Below are 24,977 nucleotides of genomic sequence, written 5' to 3' on the forward strand. Positions count from 1 at the left end.
GTTTATAGGATTTTTCACACTGTTTATGACAGCAATACAGGATTTAACATGACTGAACTGACAAATACTCAAGCTGATGTTGTTAGCTTTATCGAAACACTGTCTCAAACAACTGCTGAACCCGTTCGCTTTGAAGACACGATGGCAATCATCGATGCTCACTATGATTTCACTCCAAGCGCTTTTACTAATGGTAAACAAGCTAATGACGCTGGCGAAAACTCAGGTTCTTGTAAGGTGTTTTCGTTTGCGCAAATTCACCATTTAACCCAGCCTCAAACGCTGCGCTTGTTTAGCCAATTCTATGCTGATGTATTAGCCACCCCAGAGGGCAGTGATCATCAAAACATTCGTCAATTTATGCTTAATGGTTGGCAAGGGATTGAGTTTAGCCAAGTGGCATTAGTGCTGAAAGCTTGATTTTTGCACTTTTTTGCTAATGAATGTCGGCGCAATTGTGGGAAGCATGTAGCAATGATTGCTGAAATTAAAGTGGTTTAATGAATTGAATCATGTAAGGGCTGAAAAGGTATTAGCCCTTAAATGATTTTTCTAAGCTCGTAAGTCATTAATTGTTACAAGCTCAAGTTTTGGCAAAATTGTTGATTGATAAAATAAGGCCTAATTTGAAAGGACTTAATACCCGCCAATTTTTAAATTTACTTATTGAAGATCAAAACTAACAATATTGGTTACGCCGCGCTCTAAAGTCACCATTCCAGAAGCATAAAATTTACCGGTATCGGCCTGTGCCTTGATATAGTAATTACCACTATTGATGGTGACTAATTTTGAATTAAAGTTCACGAATGGTTCTTCACTCAACCACCCTTCGGCTGAAACCTGATAAAGGTATTGATTGCTCTGCATCGGCGCACCACTATCAAGGTGATAGGCTTCGAATCGAACCTTGGTCATGCCTTGAGGGTTTTTTTCTGTGCGTAATGGACGAATTTGACCAATTTCAGGGTTCATTTTTGTCGGTTTGGTTATACGGAATGTTTGACTTGTTTTTGCGTATTGCTGAGTCGGGTGCGAATAAGCTTGGTTAGTTGGTACACTCGTTGAGTTACCTTGTGCCGCTCCGGCAATGTCTGAAACTGAGTCAGCAATATTACGGATATCAGTAGTTTTACAGGCAGTCATAGCTAATATACATGCACATAGCAGTATTTTTTTCATTGGGCATTCCCTTGTGTGTTTATAATCCATTAAGCAAAATAAGGTTTAAGCATTTAAAACTATGCAATTAAAGCCTCACTTCGTCACTGACAAGTAAATTAACAATATCCCCCATTAGTGTCAATTATTGGTCATTATAAACTGTCGATGGAAGGGATAAATAAGATTAAGTTTTTAAGCTATTTTCATCATGCCCCTAGGCGTTCAGCTTAATTTAATAGAATTGCTCTTTATTATTTTTAATTTGCTTGACCATTTTAGAGTCCGCTATGCAAACACGGCTGTATTCGTAATAACCAGCGCATCTTGTTACGCAATTGTTGCTTTAAAGGCGCCAACTCTTTAGATTTGGTCAAGATCACTTCTTTTAGGCTTTCCTTTAAAGGTTTTACAATGCAAAGCGATGTTTCTATAGCCCGTGTTAAGCAGTTTCCATTACTCATGTGGATATTGTTGTTTGGCTCGTTTATTACTCGTGGCAGCTATTATATGGTGTGGCCGTTTCTCGCGGTCATTTTATATGACAGGTTTGCGTTAAGTGCCACAGAAGTGGGATTGATTTTATCCAGTGCTGCATTGGTGTCTGTATTCACCAGTTTTATCGGTAGTGCATTGTCAGATCGTATTGGTCGGCACAAACTGATGTACATGACTGGTGTGCTTTATATCATTTCATTTTCATTGCTAGCACAAGTCGACAGCGTTAATGGTTATGTGGTGGTGATGACCTTATGTTCAATCGCGACCTCGATATGGCGACCGCTCACCTCTGCCGTTATCGGTGACATAATCCATGATAAGCAAACACGGGAATTGGCGATGCAATCATTGTATTTCATCGTCAATGTCGGCTGCGCTGTTGGGCCTATGCTTGGCATTTGGTTAGGACTAACGGGTAAGCAATCGAGTTTTTATATAACAGCCGGTGCCTTTGTGGTGTTACTGATAATGCTTTATTGGGGTTTTAGTCATCAATCAAATATTGATTCCGCTAAAAATACCGCTGATAAAGAGGCTCATTCGGGTGTAACAAAGCCTGTTGCAAAAGAGACTCGCCAGCAAGTTTTTGCCATTTTAAAACAAGATAAATTGTTTCAATGTCTAATATTGGCCAATACTTTATGCATGTTCATCTACTCGCAAATGGACAGCTCGTTGATTCAATACTTAACTCGCGCAGGGGCACCTGATTTATTGGCTTTGATATCGAGTATGATTTTTACCAATGCATTAGTGATCATTTCTACGCAGTTTATCTTATTAAAACTGATGGCTAAATATAGTTTAATTCAGCGAATTCAATTTGGATTAATTCTATTAATGTGCTCACAAGTTTGGCTAGCTTTAAATCCAGTAGACCTTTTTTGGGGCTGGATAGGGGCCGTGGTGGTGATGAGTCTTGCTGAGACGATTTTATTTCCGACCATGAATGTACATATTGATCGATTAGCGCCGCAACACCTTCGAGGTGCCTACTTTGGCGCAGCTTCATTTAGTGAAATTGGTTTTGCCATGGCGCCGTTAGGAGGAGGGATCATTCTTGACCTATTCGGAGGCCCGTGGCTATTTATGATAGGGGCGGTTTTATGTGTTGTGGTTATCTATCTTTATCGGATATTAACCAGACTTTCTCGACCCAATATTGCCGAAATGAAACTGAGTTAGCCCTCTAAAGTGGGTTTACTGTTTATCTACTTGTCGAGATAGTGGCGTCGTGTTTAATTTGCGCTGTTCTATATGATTAACGGCAGTGATTACCTATATTCCAGTGTGTTTGGTGATATACCTTTGGTATACGGTGGTCATACATGTTCATCTTATCGCAATATATAACCGTCTTTGGAGGATAAAGTTACCAGCCTTCTACGCCTTCCATATCTGGTAGTTGATGGGCAATACCTTTGTGGCAATCAATACAGGTTTGTTCGCCGCTCTCTAAATACTTTGAGTGCATATTAGCTGCCCTATCTGATTGGCGAGTGAAGTCCATATAATCGTATTCATGACAATTTCGACATTCAAGTGAGTTATTGGCTTTTAATCGACGCCATTCATGTCCAGCAAGCTCACGACGTTTTGCTTCAAATTTTTCAGGGGTATCAATGGTGCCGACTAAGTCTGCCCATATTTCTTTAGACGCTTGCATTTTTCGGGCAATTTTATCGGTCCATTTATGGGGCACATGACAATCATGACAAGTCGCTCTTACACCACTGCGATTGGTGAAATGAATGGTAGGTTTCATTTCTTCGTAAACATTTTGATGACAACTACTACAGAATTCTTCAGTGCTCGACATTTCTAATGCAGTATTAAACGCCCCCCAAAATATGACACCCGCTATAAAGCCGCCGATAACTAAAAAGCCTAGGCTGTAGTGAATGCTGGGTTTTTTAATTACTCGCCACACAGTACCTAATAATGCTTTTAATTTCTCCATTGAATCACCTTATTGGAATATCGGGGCAAATTGAGTGGTGCAAATGATGTGAGGTAAATGAACTAGAGCTATAAATATAGCTGAATAATACCTAAGTGGTACTTATAATTTGGTTTTTTTGCAGAAGTGAATGACACAAAAATTGGGTGCTTTATAGAGCTTAGTTTATGTGTTTTAAGCTTGCCGTAGTTATGAATCATTGTAAAAATAGATCTTTAGTATTAATACCCTACCACCTAATGGTAGTGTTTATTGCGTGTATTGGACAAAGCAATTACGGCCTTGTTCTTTGGCTTGATAAAGCGCTTTATCTGCTTTTTTGACCATAGAGATTTTGTCTGATAGCTGATTAATTTGCTCTAAATAGAATCCAACTGAGCAAGTGACATAATGCTGCCCTGCTACTTTGCCGTGGGGTTCTTTTAAATCTCGCCATTGGTTAATGATGTTATTGGCAAGTTCAAGGCATTGCTCTTGCGTCACTTGCGTTGAAACCACCACAAACTCCTCACCGCCATATCGGGCGACAATATCAGATGATCTACGGAAGACTTTTTTTAAGTTACTGGCTTGTAACTTAATAATATTGTCTCCTTTTACGTGACCATAGCCATCGTTGTAACCTTTAAAATAATCAAGGTCGATAATAAATACACAAATACAATTTCCTGATCTGTTTTGCAAACTGAGTTGCTCTGAAAAGCGTGCTTCAAAAGTCCGGCGATTATAAATACCGGTTAAATGGTCTATCTGACTTAATCGATTCAATTTTTTATTAGCTTTTGACAGCTGTTTTAATGCCCGTTCTATTTGTAATACTCCTAGCAGGCCAACAATCAAGCCTACGACAACAAAACCTAAACTGACGGCCGTTTTATTACCATAAATAGGCTCTGTGAGTACGATGCTGGCAAAACCAATCAGCACTATTAATGAATAAGGTACAGAATATTTAAATGACATACGAAATACGAATAGGGTAAATAAGCTATACATAACAGTGCCTTCATAAGGAAAGGCAAAGGCTTCCATTTGCCAACACATTAGTATTAACCAATAGTTGATAAAGGTGAGCAACAGCATGGTGACGGCAAGCGCCATTTGGTAGAACTTCGAAAATTGCGGGTGAAAAGAGGCTAACAAAAAAGTAATACAGACAGGCAACTGCAGGTATAAACGAGAAGTGATGTATATATCGCTTACGGCATCAGGTACTAGGGCTAAATCTGCAATCATAAAGCTGCCAAGTAAAGCCGTGCCAATAATGACCAATAGCCTAAATTGAAAAAGGCTTAAAGACGTGTTGCCTATGGTGTTGGTATGTTTGTTACCCAAGCATATTGGCCTTTGTGTCATTAATTCGTTTAATATCAATATAAATAGTATGGTCATTTGATGTTAGCACAAATCGTTAATGGCGAAACAAGTCTTTATAGTCTCAATAATATCATCGACATAGCACAACTAGTGTAGCGGCGCTTTTTGTACTGGAGCTTGTTGTTTTAACAAGTCCTTGATTCAGAATTCACTTATCAAGCAATTTGGCAATGTAACGCTTAAGTATCTAAAACGTTACTGGCATAATCTCCACCGTTGTTATTGCATTACTATTGATGTCGCTTGTGATAGACACTCTGATATCGACTCGAAAGCGATAAAATTGTTATCACAGCAAGGATCATAATACGCTGTTACCTTATGAGAAACCTATTGCACTAATGCTGAAATCATTCAAGGCCAATCCCTTAATGGCTTATATCAATTAAACTTATTTAAAAGGATGTAATATGAAACGCCTGCTTATAGCCTTGTTAGCGAGTTACGCACCATTTGCTGCTGCCAATGACGTGGTTCAGTGGCAAGACAATAGTTTAACTTACCTATATGGTGACGACTTTAAGGTTAATCCTGAAATTCAACAAACACTGACTTTTGAACATGTTAGCGGTTGGAGTGTTGGCGATTTATTTATGTTTGTCGATTTCACTAAATACAATGGTGAAGAAGACTTTTTAAACGGTAAAAGCGCCTATTATGGTGAATTTAGCCCGCGCTTTAGCTTCAGTAAAATGCTTGGTGAACCGGTTGAAATGGGGGTTGTTAAAGATGTACTGCTAGCAACCACCGTTGAGTTTGGCGAAGGCGATGTTGAATCATTTTTAATTGGTGCAGGTATTGATTTAGCCATTCCTGGTTTTGATTTTTTTCAGCTTAATATGTATCGCCGCTTCCCCGATGGCCGCGATGGTGATACTTGGCAAATCACCCCTGCCTGGAAAGTCACCTGGCCTGTAGGCGATTCAAATATCGTATTTGATGGTTTTATTGATTGGGTAGTTGATTCTGATGGCAGTTATGAAAAGAACTTTCATTTCAATCCACAACTTAAATATGATTTAGGTAAGCAAGTCGGTATGCGAGATAGTGCACTTTATGTGGGTATTGAATATGACTATTGGAAAAACAAGTACGGTATTAAGAGCAGCTCGGGCTTTAATACCAATCAAAATGTGACTAGCTTATTGGTAAAGTACCACTTTTAAATATGCGAGTTGAACATTGCTAAGCGATCAGGGGAGTCACAGTCAGATCCCCCTGAGTTTTGTTGTTAATGATTATATTTTAATTATCCAGTGACACTCCAATCATTCATTTTGTCCCCTGACATCCCCTCTAATAGTTGCCCATAAATAAGCCCTAAACATTTTAGTTTTTAACGGACTGCTAAATTGCCATTAATTGCAGGCTTGAGGAAAGTGTTAGCTAACATGTCTATACTCAAAGAGCATGATTTTTTACTAGTGAGTAGATATGGCCTTAACAAACCCCTTAGCTCCACACGATTTATTGGTGTTTTTTAGCGCGGATAACCCTCTTTTGCAGTTTACGATTGATACGCTTCCGGTGCCGATTTTTTACAAAGATGTGAATGGGGTTTATTTGGGCTGTAATCGGGCTTTTGAAGACTTCATAAAAATATCGAGACAACAACTGGTGGGGTTTAGCGTATATCAATTGTTTGATAAAGCCTTGGCGGATAGTTACCAACAAGCGGATCAAGCCTTGTTTGATAATCCTGGGGTGCAAATTTATGAAAAAGAAATTCGCACCAATAGCGGAGATATTGTGTTTGTAAAATTTCACAAAACCAGCTTTTTTGATGCGGAAGGTAATGTGGCTGGTTTAATCGGAGTAATATTCGATGTAACCGAACAAAAAGCCTTAGAAGCCAAATTGACTCAACATGCCACTTTTGATGACTTAACAGGCTTTTATAATCGCCGTGAAGGCGCGGCTATCGCGGTAGAAAACATGGTATTAGCGGTAAATGGCGAAATTGAATTTGGGGTGATCATGCTGGATGTTGACCACTTTAAACGTGTAAATGATCAATTCGGTCATGGCGTTGGAGATCTGGCCTTGCAACATATCGCTGCCATTATTAAGCAATCAAATTCGCTTGAAACTACAGTAATTCGATGGGGCGGTGAAGAGTTTCTTCTATTAATCAAAGCGCCTCTTAGCGATACTGTTGCTAGCCGCTCTAATGATGAGCACGATTTTAAACATGACATGCTCGTCATTGCTAACGATATTCGTGAGGCTGTTGCTTCAACGCCAATTAAACTCGACTCGCAACTTGTTCATCTTAGCATTAGCTGTGGGGTGAGTTGTTATACGAAGCAAAGCTTACGCGCACTCATTAATGAAGCTGATGAACTTTTGTATCAAGCTAAAAATAACGGCCGTAATCAAGTTTGCGGTTAATTTAGCGCTATGACCGCAAACTTATAACAAGCAGGACGATAGCGTTTTCTGAGGTATTCTTTTCATACAATCGCTTTCGTATTTCGGGCTGAACAAACTTATTCCTCAATCTTTACTCCATAAACCTTAACCCACACACCTTACGCCATACTCCACATGCCATCGTTTTAGCAGACTAGCTTCAAAATTATTGAGTTCAAGGGAGGGTTACAGACTGTCTCGCAGATTAAGCTTTTTATCAATAACGCTAGTTGTTGCATAAAGGTTAAATGATGTTTACCTTAAAATATGTGATTAAAAAATAATAAAAATTTAGCTTAGCAGTTCTTGTGCTAACGAGAACTCGATAACAAAGTTGAACTTAAGACGGAGAAAGTAAGCTGCAACTGACTCATAAAATAATAATGGACTCAAACATGATTAAGGTAATACAGATTTATTTTATCCCCGCAGCGGTATTTCTGTCAGTGCTTATTGGTGGTGGTTATGGGACGGGCAGAGAGGTTATCGAGTTTTTTACCCAATACGGCCAAATGGGAGGCGTATTAGCCATATGCACGGCAACGGTAATTTTTGCAATAGTATTAGGAATAACCTTTGAATTTGCACGGGTGTTTAAGGTTTATGATTATCGCCATTTCTTTAAGAAATTAATTGGGCCTTTTTGGGTTGTATTTGAAATCTTATACATCTTACTGTTTTTGTTAGTGCTGGGGGTGGTGAGCGCCGCTGCGGGTAACACTTTGCAAGAGCGCTTTGATGTGCCTGCCACAATAGGGCTAATTTTAATGCCAATATTGGTGGCTTTGTTTGTGCTTTTTGGGCGACTGGTGGTTGAGAAGGCGTTAGCCTTGTGGTCAGTGCTGATGTACGGGGTATTTATTACTTATTTCGTCATTGTGGTTGGCCAATCTGATACGGATTTATTAGCCGCTACTGCGCTAACGGATATTGAGCCAAGCTGGTGGTTTGGCGGCGCATTGTATGCGATGTATAACTTGGCGATTGCCCCAGGGTTATTATTTTCTACCCGCGATATTGTAACTCGGCAGCAGGCTTTCGTGTCAGCTGCGATTGCCGCAGTTGCTATTATGATCCCGGCGTTGCTGTTCCACTTAAGTTACAGCGTTGGCTATCCTGATGTATTAGATAAACCGCTGCCCAATTATTGGATGATCCAGCAATTTGCCCCCGATTGGCTGTTAATGCTATTTATCATCGCTTTGTTTGGCACGCTTATCGAAACCGGTGTCGGCTTAGTGCAAAGTGTTATTGAACGTATCCCTGCCACCAGTGATGAGGCTAATGCAAAGCCTTGGTTAAGAGCGCTCATCGCCTTCGGTACAGTGTCATTGGCTGCATTGCTTGGCACCATAGGCATTGTCGATCTCATAGGTAAAGGTTACAGCTTGATGTCTTACGGATTTGCATGTGTTTATGTGCTGCCAATATGTACCCTTGGTGTTTATAAGGTGGTTAAAGCAGGCAATGGTGGGGCGCTAGAAATGCCACTGACTGAGGTTCAATAACAATAAAGTTTATTCTTCATCGCATGTGTCGAGTTAGATGCCTATATCGTCATTTTAGATGGCGTAACAGGCGCTATTAACACAGCGGGAACATTAATCAAAACGGACTGTTAAGCCTATTCAGTGCATCTTTCAGCATGAGGTTAAGAGCGAACTCTGTCGCTCTTGACTCTAGATTCTATCTCTTAATTCTTAATTCTTAACTCCTAGCACCTAACGCCGATATAGACTGTCACTCTAGTATTATTGCTTTATTTGACGAACTTGGGATTAACCTAAGTATCGTTTCATATACCTAAAGCTGGGCTAGCTTAACTGACGGCAGCATTATTGGCTGCAGCGCGAGCGGAGACAATACGCGCTCGAAGTTGGTCATAGCACCAATTGTATATAATCGCGTATATCAAGAAGAATACCACCACCCCAATGTTCATCATAAACACCGTCCAGAAATCTAACTGCAACACCCACATCATAAAGGGCTGTGTGGCAAAAATAAGACCAAACTCAAAACCTAGACCATGACCTAAGCGCATTTTAAGGGTGCGTTTAATACGGTTATGACCAAATATATGGTCAAAGCCTAAGTTGTATGCATAATTCCAACTCATTGCAATTAGCGATAAGCCTACCGCTAAGCCTGTAGCAGACTTTGGGCCCGCATCAGTAAATAAAGTTGCGGCGCCGATAACAAATGCTAAAGCAATCGCTTCAAATAATACGCTGTGAAAAATGCGCTCTTTGGTGTTCATGGTCATTCTCATTTCTGTTGGGTAGTGGTTCTTGGTTGCTAAAGTTATCATTAATGACAAAAGAATAAAGTGAGTGACTACCTTAAAAAGTGATAGATAAAATGTAAAACAGCTTGGAATATTGTTGTAGCAGCCCAGTAAGGGGGATTTTCAGCCTTTTGCAAAAGAAGTTTCACACTAAACCTATGAGAAATCCCCGGCGTTAATGTGGCTTAGCGATGTCATCGTTGACGTCTTAAATCATTAAAGCTCACGAGACTGTGGCATTATTAATAGGAAGCTATTCAATAGGATTTTATAAATCGAGTTTTATAAATAGGGAGCAATATGCAACTCCCTACTCATTTAGGAGGATAAGCTAGTTTTAGTTAAGCGGAGTACTGACTCGCTTTACGTGAGTAACGCTGCTGAAAACTAAATGGACTCATTTTCAAGGTGCGAATCGCATCAACCCAGCCAGCTACCATAGGCACCAGTGTCCAGCTAAACACTAAGTACAAGCTACCCTTGAGATACTGACCTAAATAGAATTTATGCAAACCTAAGCCTCCAAACAGCACACTAAACCATATTGCAAGCTTCTGATTTTTGATGCGAACATCTGGGTCGACGCCACCGAGGGCATCTAAACCTAGCGCGGCATGACATTGTGGGCAAGTCACTTGGTTAAGGTCGATTTTTTGGCTGCACTGTGGGCAATTAATCTGTTGCATCGCAAACTCCAATGGTCAATATCGCTGATAAGGCATTATGGGTACAAGTGTGCGCTGAACAAAGGTGCATAGTTCACAAAACGAAAATAAAGCCAAAATCTAATAAGCTTTTAAGGTCTCTAGGCAAAGGCTAGCGGATTTACAAATGCTTTTTTGATAGGTGATTAACTTGAACACTTCACATCAGTCATCCTCAGTGTATTTTGAAAATAGCGAACAATCTAATCACTCTTCTAGCATTCAAGCAGGGTAGCTGGCTTTGGTTGGCATTTAAATATTAAAAAAGCGACCTTAGGGTCGCCTTTTGTTTTAGGGAACTATGTTTATTCTATATCGACCTATTGATTGGTCACTTTGTGGCTCTCGTTAGAATCTCTCTACTGGGGCTGTGGCGAGTTCTGGGATAACATTTTTTACTTTTCCATCTTTTAAGTAATTAGGGTGGTATTTACCTACAGGAAGAGTTGTTACGGCGTTGGCGTGAACCCGTCTTGCCACTGGTACGTAATCAGTTGCTGCTGTGGCGATTGCTGTAACGATGATGTCGGCAATTAAATTGCCTGAAGAGCCAGAAGTATCTAACACGAATGTGTTTTGGTACGACCATAAAACGTTATTTGTTTCTGCTGAAACTAGTACGTATTCCATACCAACAGTCACATTGCCAGCAATGACCATGTAATTGGTTTCCCATGTTTTCAGCTTAATAAATAGTACAGACTCAGCGCCAAACTTATCTTTGTAAGTAGAAAAAGGGATCCCTTGTAGTTGTGTGCCATCAATGATTCCTGCTTCCTTGAAAATATTGCTTACAATAGGTACAGGTAAAACATAATAGCCTTTATCGGCTAGAGGTTGGGCAACTGTTGCATTTAGAAAATCTGGTGCTTCAGCGGCTGTTGTTTCATTAATAACGGGCACGATTAACATTGTTTGACGATTCACATCAGAATACATTTCGGGAAATGCAGCCTCCTTAGTCGTCGTAGTCGCTGCACAACCAGTCATGAGAAAAACAAGAGTAATTGAAATTAATATGCGCATGTTCATTCCTATTTTTGATCTGTTATTAGACGTTCAATAAAGCCTTTGGATTCTGGGTACAATTCAGCTTCTTGGCGGTAATAATTGATACTGCTATCCTTGTCTCCTCGCTTAGCAGTAATGTAGCCTATTTCTGCATATATCCCTGGCGGTACCTTTAAGCCTTTTTTCTCTGACACATTAACAATGTCATTGAGTTCATTGAGATGGTTGGTGACACTTTGCTCTGAAGGCGCTTTAATGTATTCATAATAAGTTTCAGAATAGCTTCCCCAGTAGTAGCCACTTTCGGTTACCGAAGCACAGCCTGTAAACATGAATGTTATGGCAATAATGAATAAATATTTTGTTTTAGTTAGCATTTATTGATTTCCTTTTAAAATCTGATGGTTCGTACTTGACCATCTGCAAGGTAGATATCTTTAGAGTAAAGTATGGTTCCAGCTGAGTTCTTAATTAACAACTTATGTGAACCTTTATCTAATTTGATAATGAGGATTTGACGGTTTTCATCTTCAGCGTCAGCAGCACCTACAACACCCGTAGAATATGGGGTTAAATCACTGCCATTAATCATGTGATTATTGATGTTGGCTACCGTGATTGAATTGCCAACTAAAACATCTGCAATAATGACGACCTGCTGTTCATGCTCTAGGCCTGTTTGGCTTCGCTGGACGTTAGAACCACATGCCATTAGAAAAAAACTTAGGAAAATAAATATTAGTGTTCTCATGAAAGCCTCGAGTTATTTATCTGAAAGGTAATATTTTGATAGCTCATCAGTAATGCTACCTTCAACAATATCGACAAAAGAGATCTGTTCAAATTCATCGTTACCATAGGTTGATTGGACTGTTACCTTGCCGATTTTTTTCCCTGGTAAAGTAATCACACCACCGCTTTGAGGATTTTTGACTTGCTTTCCATTTTGGTAAATGACCAATTCCATTCCTGCTGTAAGCCCTTGAGCTTCACCACCAGAAATGATTAACGTGCCATCTTCATTTGATAAGAAAAATGATTTCCATGGTTTAGCCGTCATGTTTTCTACGAGGTTGCTTATCATTTGAGAAATGGCTTGTGACAATGCTTTGTCAGTCAAGCTTTGATCAAATGCAGCTGAAGTACCTGCACCAAGGGTTTTCTTCGTTTCTGTTGTCGCTTCGCCAGCGCCTTCAACAGAGCTTATAATTCTTCCTGTTACAACATCAACTAGGCGTACATTCACTTTGGTATATGCTTTTTGTAATTTTGATTGGGAGAATAAACCCGTAGTGCTTTCTGCTGAACGGCCAAATTCACTGACTGAACCAACGATTAAATAATCAACAGAAACACCGCTGTCGCTTATACCTTTTAATATGTTCTCCGAGTTGACCTCTTCATTATCAAGGCGCTCAAACATGATAAATTTATTTGTATCAGCAAGTCGTGCACTCAGAATATCAGCTGCTTGCTTACCTATTCGATTGTTTGAACTGTCAACTAGGAAACTGTTTGCTGCTTGGGTTTCATTGGAAAATCTTGCTATAGCAACTTTACGTTTTAAGAAGGTTTGTGTGGACTCTATTGAAGTATTTTTAGATGCAGAGGTTGCATCTAACCCTGTTGCAAATGTCGGTGCATGAAAGCAAAACAATGCCATGACCGAAAATGTGAAAATATTCCTTTTTTTCATTTTTTTCTCTTTTAATTTTAATATGTAAATAATGACCCAGAGAGCGATAATTGGGCTTACTATTGAATATTCAATGTTGAATTTTTTAGCATAAAATAGATCGTAATTTATTAATTTTAGCTATTAATTAATATGGTAATTGTAAAATTTATTTTTAAGGTATTTTTGTGAGCGGTGGACATATTTGTTGAGTTATCCCAACTGGGCCACCCTACCTTTGAAACCATTCGCCTACCGATTGCCAACATTGCTTTCAATTCTGAAACAATATCTTATTTAAAGTATTTTTTCCATAACTCAATAAATTCGTTAGGATCTTTCAGGCTCAGAGTGAAATTTTTCGTTGCTTAAAATAAACCTAAATCGAAGAGATAGAATATCAGGTGTAAGCGCGGCGGTGACCGTCCATGAGATGGCGAAGTTTCACTGTGTGAAACGCTCTGGGCGAGAGGTATGGATGTCGAACAGGCCGTTTAACATGATGGATGTTATTTGTTATGGCGGAGCTTTATTGGATGAACTTGCAGCGTATCACAGCTGTGCTTTCATGAAGTCCTACGGCAGGCAATTGATAACCATGAAGCTGCGATTTTAGAATAATAACCGATACCTAAAAGGCTAAACGTTAGGCATAAAAAGTGTGGCTGGTCAGTGCGGGTTGCCCAAGGTAAATAGTTAGTTATTCTGATTTTGTTTATGTCTTTCAGTGTCACCTTGAATTTATGAGCTCCGATTTAGACCTTTTAATTGAGCACAGTGCTAATGATTTTATAAACTGTGAAAGCTCAAGTTTATACAGGATGAATTAACAATTACAAGCAAGTCAACAAAGCGTATAAACCTACTATTAAGTGATTTTTTAGACAAAATGGTTGTTACATATTTACGAAATTATTATTAGATTTAGGCTGTCATCTGCTTTTAAACACTTTTATACATCAGTTAAGTTATGCTGTTTCTCCCGCCATCTCCAGTGAAACAAACTCTTTGGAAATAGCATTGATGCTTCTAAATTGGTACCACTGCAACCCGTATATCAACAACGAACACACAATAAAGCTGATAACGGGAAGCAGAAGCATTGTGGTTAATGGGTCTGCTAAATTAAGTAACATCATTAAATCCATTCATTAGTCCTCATTACTTACTAATGCTGTATCTGGCTCTGTTACTGATTCAGTCAACTCAAGAGAGGTACTTAGCTCAAATAGTTGCTCTGCGATTTTACTATGCAGATTCAAAGTAATTTCTTGTTTCGCAGTTTGTAGCATTTCTGTGGTTGCTTCAGTAAAACGTGTTTCTAATGCACTCACGACATCAGCACTACTCAATTCATTTGCTTGAGCGCCAATACTTGCTGTTGCAATAACGGCAATTAACGCTAATTTTTTAAATGTACGGTTAGTTTTTGTAGATGCTGAACGAGCTACTAAATTTGTATTTGAGGTTGAGTTAAACATGGTGTCTTCCTTTTCAATTATGGGGTACACCTAGGTTATTACAAGCTGCGTGCCAAGTTTTAAAATGGTCGTTTAAATGCCTGATTTAAATCGATTTCAAATGGTTTTAATCAAAAGAAAATCAAAAACAAATCAAAACATATTCAATTCGCACCTGTGTAATAAATAAACAATTAGTCATTTTAACCACCTAAGTAGTGAGTTTAGCTAACTCTTAATTGGCAAACCGCAAATACAAAAATAGCTTAAGAAGTGGTGATATTATTAGGGTAGGAAGTGACATCTGAAATATGTTGGATCAGAGTAAACTAAATCCAAACACGTAGCAGTCTCCAATACTTTTTAATAATGGGTGGCATGTTTAGTTCTTAACGCAGTGCTTGAAAAGTACTTACAATTCAGGCTATAAGTGTTAGTGTTTTGACCTTATTTACAATATTGACCAAAAGGAATTGGTGACATGGATACGTCACAGCTGCTTGTTAACTTTTTGCTTTTCATGCTATTGCCAATATGGGGGATAGCAGGCTTGGCAGATTGGTTTTGCCACCGCGCGACAAAAATTGAACTTACCTCAGGCGTAAAAGAAAGCTTCATGCATTCACTCATGGGGATCCAAATCGGCATTCCGCTAATACTGTGTCTTATGTATTACGTCAATGTACTCATCTTAATTATTAGCTTGTTCACTTGGATCTTACATGAGGTGGTTGCTCATGCCGATGTTAGGTATGCCTCGCCTAAGCGAGAAATCTCTATTTGGGAGATGCATGCCCATAACTATCTTGGCACACTGCCTATGTATATGTTAATCACTATTATTATTATCAACTGGCCGCAATTCCTTAATTTAATTAGTTTAAATTGGCAAGGGAATATGGACCTTGTACCTGTGGCAACACCCCATGGTGGCAGTGCTTACTTAGTCAGCTATTTGAGTTTTATGGCCGTAGTGTGTGTATTTCCGTATATAGAAGAAAATATTCGTTGTATTCGTGTGGCAATGCGAAAGAGGGCTGTAAGTTGAGTGTGTATATTAATAGTACCGGGCATTATCTTCCCGGCCCCGCCATCGATAATGATGAAATAGAAAACATCCTTGGCTTAGTTAATGGCAAAAAGAGTCGACTAAAGCGCAAAATTTTACAATCAAATGGCATCAAAACTCGTCACTATGCCATTAACCAGCAACAACAAACGCAAATATCAAATAGTGAGATGGCTGCTCATGCAGGTCAAAACTGTTTAGATGCCAGTTTCATTTCGCCTAATCAAGTAGAAATGCTCAGTGTGGCCACAAGCCAAGGTGATTTAGTATTACCTGGCTTTGGCAGCATGGTGCAGGCTGAGTTAGATATCTCTAATGTAGAATTGCAAACCAGCCATGGAATTTGCTCAAGCAGTATGATGGCGCTTAAATCAGCTTTCACCAATATTAAAGCGCAAGAGTCTACCAATGCGTTAGTGATTGCCAGTGAACTTGCCTCTCGGCTATTTAAGCACACCCGGTATGAGCAAGTGAAAGGTGATGTAATTGATTTTAATGCCGAGTTTCTGCGTTGGATGTTATCCGATGGTGCAGGGGCGTTACTACTAGAAAATCAGCCACGTAAGACGGGTAAAAGTTTACGTATTGATTGGATAAAAAGCTTTTCTCACGCCGATGTATATCCGGTTTGCATGTCTGTTGGTACGGCAAAAGGTAGCGATAAAAGCTGGCAAGACTTTGCAACTTACAGCGAGGCAGAACAAGCAGGAGCCTTGTTATTACGTCAAGATGTCCGCTTGCTTGATAATATTGTGTCAGTCGGTGTCAATGGGTTTTTGAAGCTAATTCAGGATGAAATGTTTAGCGTTGATAAGATCGATCATGTGTTATGTCATTTTTCTTCCGCTTATTTCAAAAGCAAAATAGTCGATATGCTTGGTGTTGCTGGGGTGTCGATTCCTGAAGAAAAGTGGTACACCAATTTGTATGAGCGAGGTAATACTGGCTGCGCTTCAATTTTCATTATGCTCGATGAATTCTTAGCAACGCATTCTTTAGCCGCTGGCGAAACGTTATTTTGTATGGTGCCAGAAAGTGGCCGATTTAATTGTGCTTATATGCACTTAACTGTGGTGGAGTAATCAATGTCAGAGCAAATATTAACACCTACAGGCCAAGCATGTTTGCAATCGTTACTTAAAATCTGGTTCGATTTTGACTTAGCTTTGTCTAAAGTGCCCATTGTGAAACGATTAGAACAAGGTCGGTTAAGTCATCAAGATTACCAAAAGCTGCTGCTTAATTTGCGCCAACAGGTGATTGAGGGATCGCGTTGGATCACTCGCTGTGCATCAAGCTTTAATCGTGATTACTCCGATGTGCGCTCAATTGTGATTGCTCACGCTAAAGATGAACATAAAGATTTTATGCTACTTGAAAGCGATTATGTTGCCACTGGTGGTGAAGCAGAAGTGATACAAAATGCCAGTAAAAATATCGGTTCTGAAGCATTACATGGCTTCCTTATGTACCGTGCCAGTCAAGAAAACCCAATAGATCTCATTGGTGCTATGTGGATCATTGAAGGGCTTGGAAACAAAATGGCGAATAAGTGGGCTGAGCTAGTTGAAGAGCAGCTTGAAGTACCAAGCTCAGCAACTTGTTTTATGCGTTATCACGGTGAAAACGATGAACATCACCTTGAAGAACTGTATAAATTAGTGGATCGGGTCGCAACTGATGATGTCGCCATTAAAGCCATTGAACGCACGGCAAAAGTGGTTGCCAGACTGTATATGCTGCAGTTAGAGGAGGTTGATAATGGCTAGTCAAAGTGCATTTATTCGCGCAATTTCAAGGGATAATTCATTACCCATAGAACAGGCAGCACTAGATCTTTGGATTAAAGATTTACAAAACCCGTTCCGTTGGACCTTAAGGCCTGTGTTGCAGCTGTTTTTTGCTATGCTTTTGCATCTAACATGGTTCTTAAAGCGTTTGCCTTTGCCTCAGTTTAGTAGTCATTCTTTTTTACAAAAAATGATCTGCTGGTTTTGCAAACATCTGGTTTCTCCAGAAGCTAATTTATTAATTTTAAGACACTTTTCAACAGAGTCGAATGTACTTAACTTTTTGGCTGAAAACTCAGTTGTTGAGCAATTAGATGTTGATAACTCTCAGGTAGCAAGTTCTCGGTTAGATAGCGGCTCGAAAGCGAGTTCTACAAATAGTCTATTTGTCGATTTATACCCCAAATGTGTCGATGATATGCTGCGCGATACATTTGTGATGCATGACCAAGAATTATTCGAGGCTTTTTATCGACTTGGAAATGCAAAGAATGCACAGCCAAAAGAGCACGCCAAGCTGAATTGGGAGCATTGGCAAACTATAAACATGGATGAGTTTGATTTGCCGCGAAAACGTACTCAAGTGATTGATTTTGAAACAGCCCATGCGTTGTTTATGTGCTTATTTTGCTTTTTGCTTAAGCGTGATGAATATAGAGACGCTATTAATGGCTTTAACCTCGACCAGTCAATTGCTATTCGCATTGGCCGCATTATTGATAAGCCTGAGATCGTTGAAATGGCCTACAACAAATACCCACATTACTTAGTTGGCCCTTGGAATCTAAGCCAGCGTTTTTTAATGCATGGTTTTTTTACTGAGTATTTATATGCAGAACTAGAGCAGCTAAGAAAAACAACTGAACTTCAGTAGCATGAAGCTAAACGATTTTAGGCTGCTATTTTTATCAGTCCTACCTCATATCAGTCCTGTCTTATACTGGTCATATTGTTCATCAGTAAAGTGATGAACAATAGGGCTAAAACGAAAGCTAGTGCAGGGGGGGGCACAGGGCTAACGTACCTTAGTTTTGTGTAATTAGAATTCAATAGAACATCAAGTTTCACAGAGTGGTTATGGTGTCAGCCATGCTAAAAATGTTGGCGAACTTAGCTGCTTGGGGTGGGGCCATGTAATTGTTTTTTGGGAAATGGGTTTTATGATTAGGTTTATTACTATTCTTTTATGGCCTTGCGGCCAAGGTAAGTCGTGGCGCTTCGCCTCATACTTTGTAAAGAGTGCGGCCAAAAAGGGGGTGGGAACTGCGACACCCTCTTACTCTCTGTAAACATTGGCCCCGCAGCCCCGACGAAGTTGTTATCCTTAGTGTATTTTGAAAATAGCTAACGCTTTTGGTGGGGCAACCATGCCTCGCCAAATGTGGCCTTACGGCCAAAGTAAGTCGTGGCGCTTCGCCCACACCAGACCAAAAGGGGAAAAGCGCTTGTTCCCCTTTTGGATAACCCCCAGCGCCCCGACGAAGTGTTATTCCTTATGCTATTTAAGTGAATTGACTACCGCCTCAGATTCGCCATCCATGGCTCAACTGAGGCTATCTCGGCATCCATGCCGAGCTCACGTCAATTCACTTAACGCACTCGGACACTTCCAACGGGGAATCTCCAGCGTCTGACTTCATTTGAATTGATGGGATTTAGATTTAGTTTTCACTTCTCTAACTCATTACGCAAAAACTATGACACTATGTCTTACTCTATTATAGTGTGACTAAGTGCTTAATTTATTGTGGAAATACAGATGGGAAACGAAATTAATTTTAAGTGGAATGAACCTGTTATAGATCAAAACTCTGCAAAGGGGTCTGTTGAACTTTTTCCAACTGACACTTTAAATAGAGGCCGATATGCTAAGTTTCTACATGATTACCTAGTCGATAACTCTTCTCAGAAAGGTTATGTTTTAAATCTCAACGCTCAATGGGGAGCTGGGAAAACATACTTCATCAATCGTTGGATGCACAGTATCAAAGGTACTCACCCTGTTGTCTATATTGATGCATGGAAGCAGGACTATTCTGATGACCCTATGCTGACAGTCGTTTCATCTATTATTGATGAGCTTGAGAAACTCCTGCCTGATGGCAACAAAGAAGCTATCGAATTAACAACTAAAGCGGCTCGATATTTTAAGGCTGCAGCACCAATCTTAATGAAAGGTTTGATCAAAAAAGCTACAGGTATGAATGTTGATGATGTTGAGCCAGATGCTAAGCAAAAACCTGATACTGACTTATATAATCTAAGTGCTGATATAGGAGCTAAATTATCTAAATGTTTAGTTGATGATCACAATGAAAAATTGAAGACAGTTGACAACTTACGTCAAAATATTAAATCTTTAATTCGAGCTATTGACCCACAAAAAAACTTACAACTACCTGCTTTTATATTTATCGATGAATTAGATCGTTGCCGCCCAAGCTACGCTGTAGAGATGTTGGAAGTTATTAAGCACTTCTTTGAGTTGGAAAATATAGTCTTTGTTGTGGCGACAGATACAGAGCAGCTTCAACATGCAGTTAAGGCTGTTTACGGTGAAGGGTTTGACGCTCAAACATATTTAGGGCGATTTTTTCGTCGTCGTTACTCATTAAGTGAAAGTTCACGGTATGAGTTTGTTAAGCATACGATTGGTGAAAACTATGAAGTTAAAAGTAATTGGCAGAGATATACCCCAGTAATTCGGGAACAGGGCAACCTTTGTAATTTAGTATCTATAGTTGCAAGTCGCTTTAATTTATCACTGAGGGAAACGGAACAACTCGCCGATAAGTTTTTAGCTGTGCTTAGTAGTGAACCGAAAAGAATGAATCCCTACTTACTTTTAATATTGTTTGCTCTTAGAGATAAGTACTACGAAGTGTACGAATGTTGGACGACATATGTCGATTCTTCTAAATTACATACTAAGGTAAGTGAAGCTAATCTAGAGCGAATTAGTTTTCCTTTCCACAGTGATAATTCAAGCATTTTTGTAGCTATTGATGGGGGGGGCACATTCAGTTTAAAGTTAGTCGAGTTGCTAAATATTATGAGCCAGTATTCTTCTCTTGGTAATAGCGGAGAAAGAGATGCCATAGAGAGGGATCTGCAGAGTAATCAAAGCTATAGTGTAGATGACCAATCATTGAGAAATAAATTACATTTACAGTTTATTCGATTGGAAGCTACGAAAAAGAACTATATAGAGTGGGTTGAGTACGCAGTTGCGTTTGATGAATAATCAAAATACTTGTTTAGTCAGTAGTTGTTGGTTCAGAGTAAACTAAGCCAAACACCGCCGCAGTCTTCAATAACCCCCATTCCAAGTTGCTGAAATACGCAGATGAAAATGCCGTGTAGCCATCAGGATGATGGCTAAGGCTCAGGGGGACATGGTCGCGCTTTAGCATCCATTCTACTGCGACATGAGTAAATCCATTTACTTCAGATACCCATCTGAGCCGTTAGGTCTTATTTTAAACATGAGGATTGGAGTATGAAGCTTATTCGCTTTGAAAGAATAACTTGGTTGGGGCGGCAGGGGTGATCCAAGAGGGGGATTGCTGTTGATCCCCATCTTGGCCAGTGCAGGGTGGAACCCTGCGATCTTCATCCAAACGTAGTTTGGAAACCTAAAAGAGTAACCAGTGATTACTCAACATCACTCTCTATTCAGGGTCACTCTTACTCAGGATCATAGTCCAACACTGGTGCCAACCACTTCTCCGCTTCTGCCAAACTCATGCCTTTACGCTTGGCATAATCCTCAACTTGATCGCGGCCAATATTGGTCACGCCAAAGTAACGTGATTTAGGGTGAGCAAAGTACCAGCCTGATACCGCAGCGGTTGGGAACATGGCATAACTTTCAGTGATATTAAGGTCGATAGTTTCATCGGGCTTAAGTAAATCCCACAACAAGCCTTTTTCAGTATGATCAGGACATGCTGGGTAACCAGGTGCTGGGCGAATACCTTTGTACTTTTCACGAATAAGGGCTTCGTTATCCAATACTTCATCTGCAGCGTAACCCCAAAACTCTTTTCGTACTCGTTCATGCATACGCTCTGCAAAGGCTTCAGCTAAACGGTCGGCTAGGCACTTAAGCATAATGGCGTTGTAGTCATCATGGTTGGCTTCAAAACGTGCCACATGTTCATCAATGCCGTGGCCTGCGGTAACAGCAAAGCCGCCCATGTAGTCGGCGACGCCTGAGTCTTTTGGCGCTACAAAATCAGCTAGGCAGAAGTTGTCATTGCCCACACGTTCAAGCTGCATCCGCAAGTGATGGGTGGTCATTTCAACCGTGGTGCGTGTTTCATCTGTGTATAGCTCAATGTCGTCATGGTTGACGGTATTGGCAGGGAATAAGCCAATGACCGCTTTGGCAGTAAGCCATTTTTCACTGATGATGGTTGCAAGCATGGCTTTACCATCGGCATAGAGCTTACGGGCTTCTTCACCGACAATTTTATCATCTAAAATTTCAGGGAAGTGACCATGCAGCTCCCAGCTTCTGAAAAACGGCGTCCAATCGATGCGATCCACTAGATCTTCTAGTGGGTAATCATCAAATACTTGGCGGCCCAATTTGTTCGGTTTAAATGGGGTGTAGTTATCCCAATCGTGTTTACAGCGGTTTTCACGGGCAGCGTCAATTGACACTATGGTTTTGCGTTTGGTTTGTGATAACCGCTTTTCACGCATGATGTCGTATTCAGCATAGGTTGCATCAATGGTGGGCTGGCGAGTGTCGTTATTTACCAGTTTTGACACCATAGGCACTGCGCGCGAGGCATCGGCAATGTAAATTGCACCATGTGGATAATGTGGGGCAATTTTTACTGCGGTATGAATTTTCGAGCAGGTTGCACCACCAATAATCGCCGGAATGGTTAACCCTTCTCGGTGGAAGGTTTTGACGTTATGTACCATTTCATCAAGGCTTGGGGTAATAAGCCCTGACATACCAATAATATCAATATTGTGCTCTTTTACGGCTTCGAGGATTTTTTCAACTGACACCATGACGCCTAGGTCGAACACTTCAAAGCCGTTACAGGCTAGCACCACGCCGACAATGTTTTTACCGATATCGTGCACGTCACCTTTTACGGTAACCATTAAAATTTTACCGTTTGATTGACCTTCAACTTTTTCCGCTTCAATGTATGGGTTTAAATAAGCCACGGCTTTTTTCATTACCCTAGCCGATTTAACGACTTGCGGCAGAAACATTTTGCCTGAGCCAAATAAGTCACCGACCACATTCATCCCATCCATTAATGGCCCTTCAATCACATCAAGTGGGCGGGTGGCAGCGGCGCGCGCTTCTTCGGTGTCTTGGTCGATAAACTCAGTAATGCCTTTCACTAAGGCGTGGGATAAGCGCTCATTAACGGGCAGACTACGCCAAGCTAAGTCTTCCTTTTTAGCCACTTGTTTGCCGTCACCACGAAAACGCTCAGCAACATCTAGTAGTTGCTCAGTATTGCTTGAGTCGGCAACGGGGCAAGGTAAATTCAGTACCACATTTTCGACTTTTTCTTTTAAGTCTTTGTCGATGTCATCAAATATGGCTAACTGACCTGCGTTAACGATACCCATGTCCATGCCCGCTTGAATCGCGTGGTATAAAAACACCGCATGAATGGCTTCGCGGACTGGGTTGTTACCACGAAACGAGAACGAGACGTTTGACACACCGCCAGAAATCATTGCATGGGGTAGAGTGGCTTTAATGTCTTTAATGGACTCAATAAAATCGACGGCGTAGTTATCGTGCTCGTCAATGCCGGTGGCAATGGCAAATATATTCGGGTCGAAAATGATGTCTTCTGGGGCAAAGCCAACCACATCAACCAGTATGCGATAGGCGCGGGTACAGATTTCGGTTTTACGGGCGCGGGTATCGGCTTGGCCATCTTCATCAAATGCCATCACAATAGCGGCTGCGCCATAGCGTTTCACTAAGGTGGCTTGCTGAATAAAGGCTTGTTCACCTTCTTTCATCGAAATGGAGTTAACAATCGACTTGCCTTGAACGCATTTAAGGCCAGCTTCAATCACGTCCCATTTTGATGAGTCGATCATGATAGGCACCCGAGAAATATCAGGCTCTGAGGCGATTAAGTTCAAGAACTTTTTCATCGACTCTGCGCCATCAAGCATACCTTCATCCATGTTGACATCGATGATTTGTGCGCCGTTTTCAACTTGCTCGCGCACGACATCTAGGGCTTCTTCAAACTTTTCTTCTTTGATTAAGCGCAGGAACTTGGCTGAACCTGTGACGTTGGCGCGCTCGCCGACGTTAACAAATAATGAGTTGCCATCAATGGTTAATGGCTCAAGCCCTGATAAGCGACAGGCAACGGGAATATCAGGTATGACACGTGGCTCATGGCTGATAACGGCATCGCGAATAACGCTAATGTGCGCGGGTGTACTACCACAACAGCCACCCACAATATTGAGCATGCCTTCCCGTGCCCAATCACTGATCACTTCGGCCATTTCTTCTGGGGTTTCATCGTAACCACCAAACTCATTAGGTAAGCCAGCGTTAGGGTGGGCAGAAACATAACATTCTGCAATCCGTGATAACTCTTCAACGTAGGGACGCAACTCTTTTGGGCCAAGGGCGCAGTTAAGGCCAATGGATAATGGTTTGATATGGCGCAGTGAGTTGTAAAAGCCTTCGGTGGTTTGCCCTGTTAGGGTACGACCTGAAGCATCAGTAATGGTGCCTGAAATCATTACAGGTAGCCGATCACCAATTTGATCAAACACTAATTCGATGGCAAATAATGCGGCTTTGGCGTTGAGGGTATCAAAGATGGTTTCGACCATGATGATATCTGCGCCGCCATCAATTAATGCACGGGTTGATTCAACATAGGCTTCGACTAATTGATCAAAAGTGATATTACGAAAACTGGGGTCGTTTACATCTGGGCTGATAGAGCAAGTGCGGTTGGTTGGCCCAAGCACCCCTGCAACATAGCGTTTAATACCCGTTTGCGCAGTAACGTCATCAGCGGCTTCACGGGCAACTTTGGCGCCTTCAAGGTTAATTTCTGCTGACAACGACTGCATGTCGTAATCGGCCATAGCAATCGTGGTGGCATTAAAGGTATTGGTTTCAATAATGTCAGCACCCGCTAACAGGTATTCAGTGTGGATATCTTTAATGATTTGGCGTTGGCTTAGCACCAACATGTCGTTGTTGCCTTTTACGTCACAGTGCCAGTCTTTAAAACGCTCACCACGATAGTCGGCTTCTTCCAGTTTGTAGTCTTGAATCATTGTGCCCATGGCACCATCGAGGATAACTATGCGCTGTTTTAGCGTATTTGTAAGTTGTTCAAGTACCTGACTGTAGGAAGTCGACTTCGCCATAACGTATTACCTTAATTGCTTTTATGCTAATCACTTAATCGAGCGTTAAATAACACGCTAACTTAAGTAGTTAGTGGATTGTGTTAACGGTTTTAGATGAAATAAGCATACCTTTATTTATGCTTTTATAGGGCAGAATAATGCGAAATCCCCTGTAATAAAATTC

At 40.7% G+C, this 24,977-nt stretch carries 22 protein-coding genes; 10 read left to right on the top strand and 12 right to left on the bottom strand.

Annotated features, from left to right (window positions below; translation table 11 throughout):
* The first annotated feature begins 48 nt into the window (after positions 1-48).
* Positions 49-420, top strand: a complete 372-nt coding sequence (locus BCU57_RS00225) for a HopJ type III effector protein (RefSeq protein ID WP_102440472.1) — start codon at positions 49-51, stop codon at positions 418-420.
* Positions 421-663: 243 nt separating this feature from the next.
* Here the strand turns inward: BCU57_RS00225 and BCU57_RS00230 are convergent, their stop codons facing one another.
* Positions 664-1,182, bottom strand: a complete 519-nt coding sequence (locus BCU57_RS00230) for a hypothetical protein (RefSeq protein WP_102440473.1) — start codon at positions 1,180-1,182, stop codon at positions 664-666.
* 393 nt (positions 1,183-1,575) lie between these two features.
* On the opposite strand from BCU57_RS00230, the gene BCU57_RS00235 reads away from it, so the two are divergent.
* Positions 1,576-2,847, top strand: coding sequence for an MFS transporter (locus BCU57_RS00235; RefSeq protein ID WP_102440474.1), 1,272 nt, complete (start codon positions 1,576-1,578; stop codon positions 2,845-2,847).
* A gap of 187 nt (positions 2,848-3,034) precedes the next feature.
* Here the strand turns inward: BCU57_RS00235 and BCU57_RS00240 are convergent, their stop codons facing one another.
* Positions 3,035-3,622, bottom strand: coding sequence for a NapC/NirT family cytochrome c (locus tag BCU57_RS00240; RefSeq protein ID WP_102440475.1), 588 nt, complete (start codon positions 3,620-3,622; stop codon positions 3,035-3,037).
* A 249-nt stretch (positions 3,623-3,871) separates the two neighbouring features.
* Positions 3,872-4,957, bottom strand: a complete 1,086-nt coding sequence (locus BCU57_RS00245; RefSeq protein ID WP_157936463.1) for a GGDEF domain-containing protein — start codon at positions 4,955-4,957, stop codon at positions 3,872-3,874.
* Between the two features lie 452 nt (positions 4,958-5,409).
* On the opposite strand from BCU57_RS00245, the gene BCU57_RS00250 reads away from it, so the two are divergent.
* From BCU57_RS00250 to BCU57_RS00260, 3 genes are all read left to right on the top strand, one after another.
* The gene (locus BCU57_RS00250; protein WP_102440477.1) at positions 5,410-6,165 is read left to right on the top strand and encodes an outer membrane protein OmpK; all 756 of its coding nucleotides are present in this window, start codon (positions 5,410-5,412) and stop codon (positions 6,163-6,165) included.
* A gap of 268 nt (positions 6,166-6,433) precedes the next feature.
* Positions 6,434-7,390 carry a GGDEF domain-containing protein gene (locus BCU57_RS00255; protein WP_102440478.1) on the top strand — a complete coding sequence of 319 codons (957 nt, stop codon included), beginning with the start codon at positions 6,434-6,436 and terminating at the stop codon, positions 7,388-7,390.
* 416 nt (positions 7,391-7,806) lie between these two features.
* Complete coding sequence (locus BCU57_RS00260) at positions 7,807-8,919, top strand: hypothetical protein (protein ID WP_102440479.1); 1,113 nt, start codon at positions 7,807-7,809, stop codon at positions 8,917-8,919.
* A 311-nt stretch (positions 8,920-9,230) separates the two neighbouring features.
* Here BCU57_RS00260 and BCU57_RS00265 read toward each other — a convergent pair whose 3' ends face one another.
* The 8 genes from BCU57_RS00265 to BCU57_RS00300 all read right to left on the bottom strand — a co-directional run bounded on the left by BCU57_RS00265 (position 9,231) and on the right by BCU57_RS00300 (position 14,569).
* Positions 9,231-9,671, bottom strand: coding sequence for a PACE efflux transporter (locus tag BCU57_RS00265; protein WP_102440480.1), 441 nt, complete (start codon positions 9,669-9,671; stop codon positions 9,231-9,233).
* A gap of 368 nt (positions 9,672-10,039) precedes the next feature.
* A complete protein-coding gene (locus tag BCU57_RS00270) occupies positions 10,040-10,384 on the bottom strand; it encodes a TM2 domain-containing protein (RefSeq protein ID WP_102440481.1) in 345 nt (114 codons plus the stop codon).
* Between the two features lie 366 nt (positions 10,385-10,750).
* Complete coding sequence (locus tag BCU57_RS00275; RefSeq protein WP_198589318.1) at positions 10,751-11,428, bottom strand: GNA1162 family protein; 678 nt, start codon at positions 11,426-11,428, stop codon at positions 10,751-10,753.
* 8 nt (positions 11,429-11,436) lie between these two features.
* On the bottom strand, positions 11,437-11,790 hold the full coding sequence (locus BCU57_RS00280; RefSeq protein WP_102440483.1) for a DUF4810 domain-containing protein: 354 nt from the start codon (positions 11,788-11,790) through the stop codon (positions 11,437-11,439).
* 14 nt (positions 11,791-11,804) lie between these two features.
* Entirely contained in the window at positions 11,805-12,164 is a 360-nt protein-coding gene (locus BCU57_RS00285) for a hypothetical protein (protein ID WP_133149399.1), read from the bottom strand.
* Positions 12,165-12,176: 12 nt separating this feature from the next.
* Entirely contained in the window at positions 12,177-13,109 is a 933-nt protein-coding gene (locus tag BCU57_RS00290; protein WP_102440485.1) for a CsgG/HfaB family protein, read from the bottom strand.
* Between the two features lie 947 nt (positions 13,110-14,056).
* The gene (locus tag BCU57_RS00295) at positions 14,057-14,236 is read right to left on the bottom strand and encodes a hypothetical protein (RefSeq protein WP_413211379.1); all 180 of its coding nucleotides are present in this window, start codon (positions 14,234-14,236) and stop codon (positions 14,057-14,059) included.
* A gap of 3 nt (positions 14,237-14,239) precedes the next feature.
* Entirely contained in the window at positions 14,240-14,569 is a 330-nt protein-coding gene (locus BCU57_RS00300; RefSeq protein ID WP_102438692.1) for a hypothetical protein, read from the bottom strand.
* A 460-nt stretch (positions 14,570-15,029) separates the two neighbouring features.
* Here BCU57_RS00300 and BCU57_RS00305 point away from each other — a divergent pair, with 460 nt between their 5' ends.
* The 5 genes from BCU57_RS00305 to BCU57_RS00325 all read left to right on the top strand — a co-directional run bounded on the left by BCU57_RS00305 (position 15,030) and on the right by BCU57_RS00325 (position 20,651).
* Complete coding sequence (locus BCU57_RS00305) at positions 15,030-15,596, top strand: diguanylate cyclase (protein WP_102438690.1); 567 nt, start codon at positions 15,030-15,032, stop codon at positions 15,594-15,596.
* A 2-nt stretch (positions 15,597-15,598) separates the two neighbouring features.
* The gene (locus tag BCU57_RS00310) at positions 15,599-16,699 is read left to right on the top strand and encodes a beta-ketoacyl-ACP synthase III (RefSeq protein ID WP_241903525.1); all 1,101 of its coding nucleotides are present in this window, start codon (positions 15,599-15,601) and stop codon (positions 16,697-16,699) included.
* 3 nt (positions 16,700-16,702) lie between these two features.
* Positions 16,703-17,386 (top strand): iron-containing redox enzyme family protein, encoded by a 684-nt coding sequence (locus tag BCU57_RS00315; protein WP_102438686.1) that lies wholly within the window; start codon positions 16,703-16,705, stop codon positions 17,384-17,386.
* Positions 17,379-18,281 carry a DUF6999 family protein gene (locus tag BCU57_RS00320; RefSeq protein WP_102438684.1) on the top strand — a complete coding sequence of 301 codons (903 nt, stop codon included), beginning with the start codon at positions 17,379-17,381 and terminating at the stop codon, positions 18,279-18,281. Before BCU57_RS00315 ends, BCU57_RS00320 begins: the two co-directional genes overlap by 8 nt.
* A gap of 885 nt (positions 18,282-19,166) precedes the next feature.
* Positions 19,167-20,651 carry a P-loop NTPase fold protein gene (locus BCU57_RS00325; protein WP_102438682.1) on the top strand — a complete coding sequence of 495 codons (1,485 nt, stop codon included), beginning with the start codon at positions 19,167-19,169 and terminating at the stop codon, positions 20,649-20,651.
* 443 nt (positions 20,652-21,094) lie between these two features.
* Here the strand turns inward: BCU57_RS00325 and metH are convergent, their stop codons facing one another.
* Complete coding sequence (metH, locus tag BCU57_RS00330; protein WP_102438680.1) at positions 21,095-24,811, bottom strand: methionine synthase; 3,717 nt, start codon at positions 24,809-24,811, stop codon at positions 21,095-21,097.
* Between the last annotated feature and the right edge of the window lie 166 nt (positions 24,812-24,977).

Origin of the sequence: Shewanella sp. 10N.286.48.B5, assembly GCF_002874355.2 — a bacterium.
GTDB lineage: Bacteria > Pseudomonadota > Gammaproteobacteria > Enterobacterales > Shewanellaceae > Shewanella.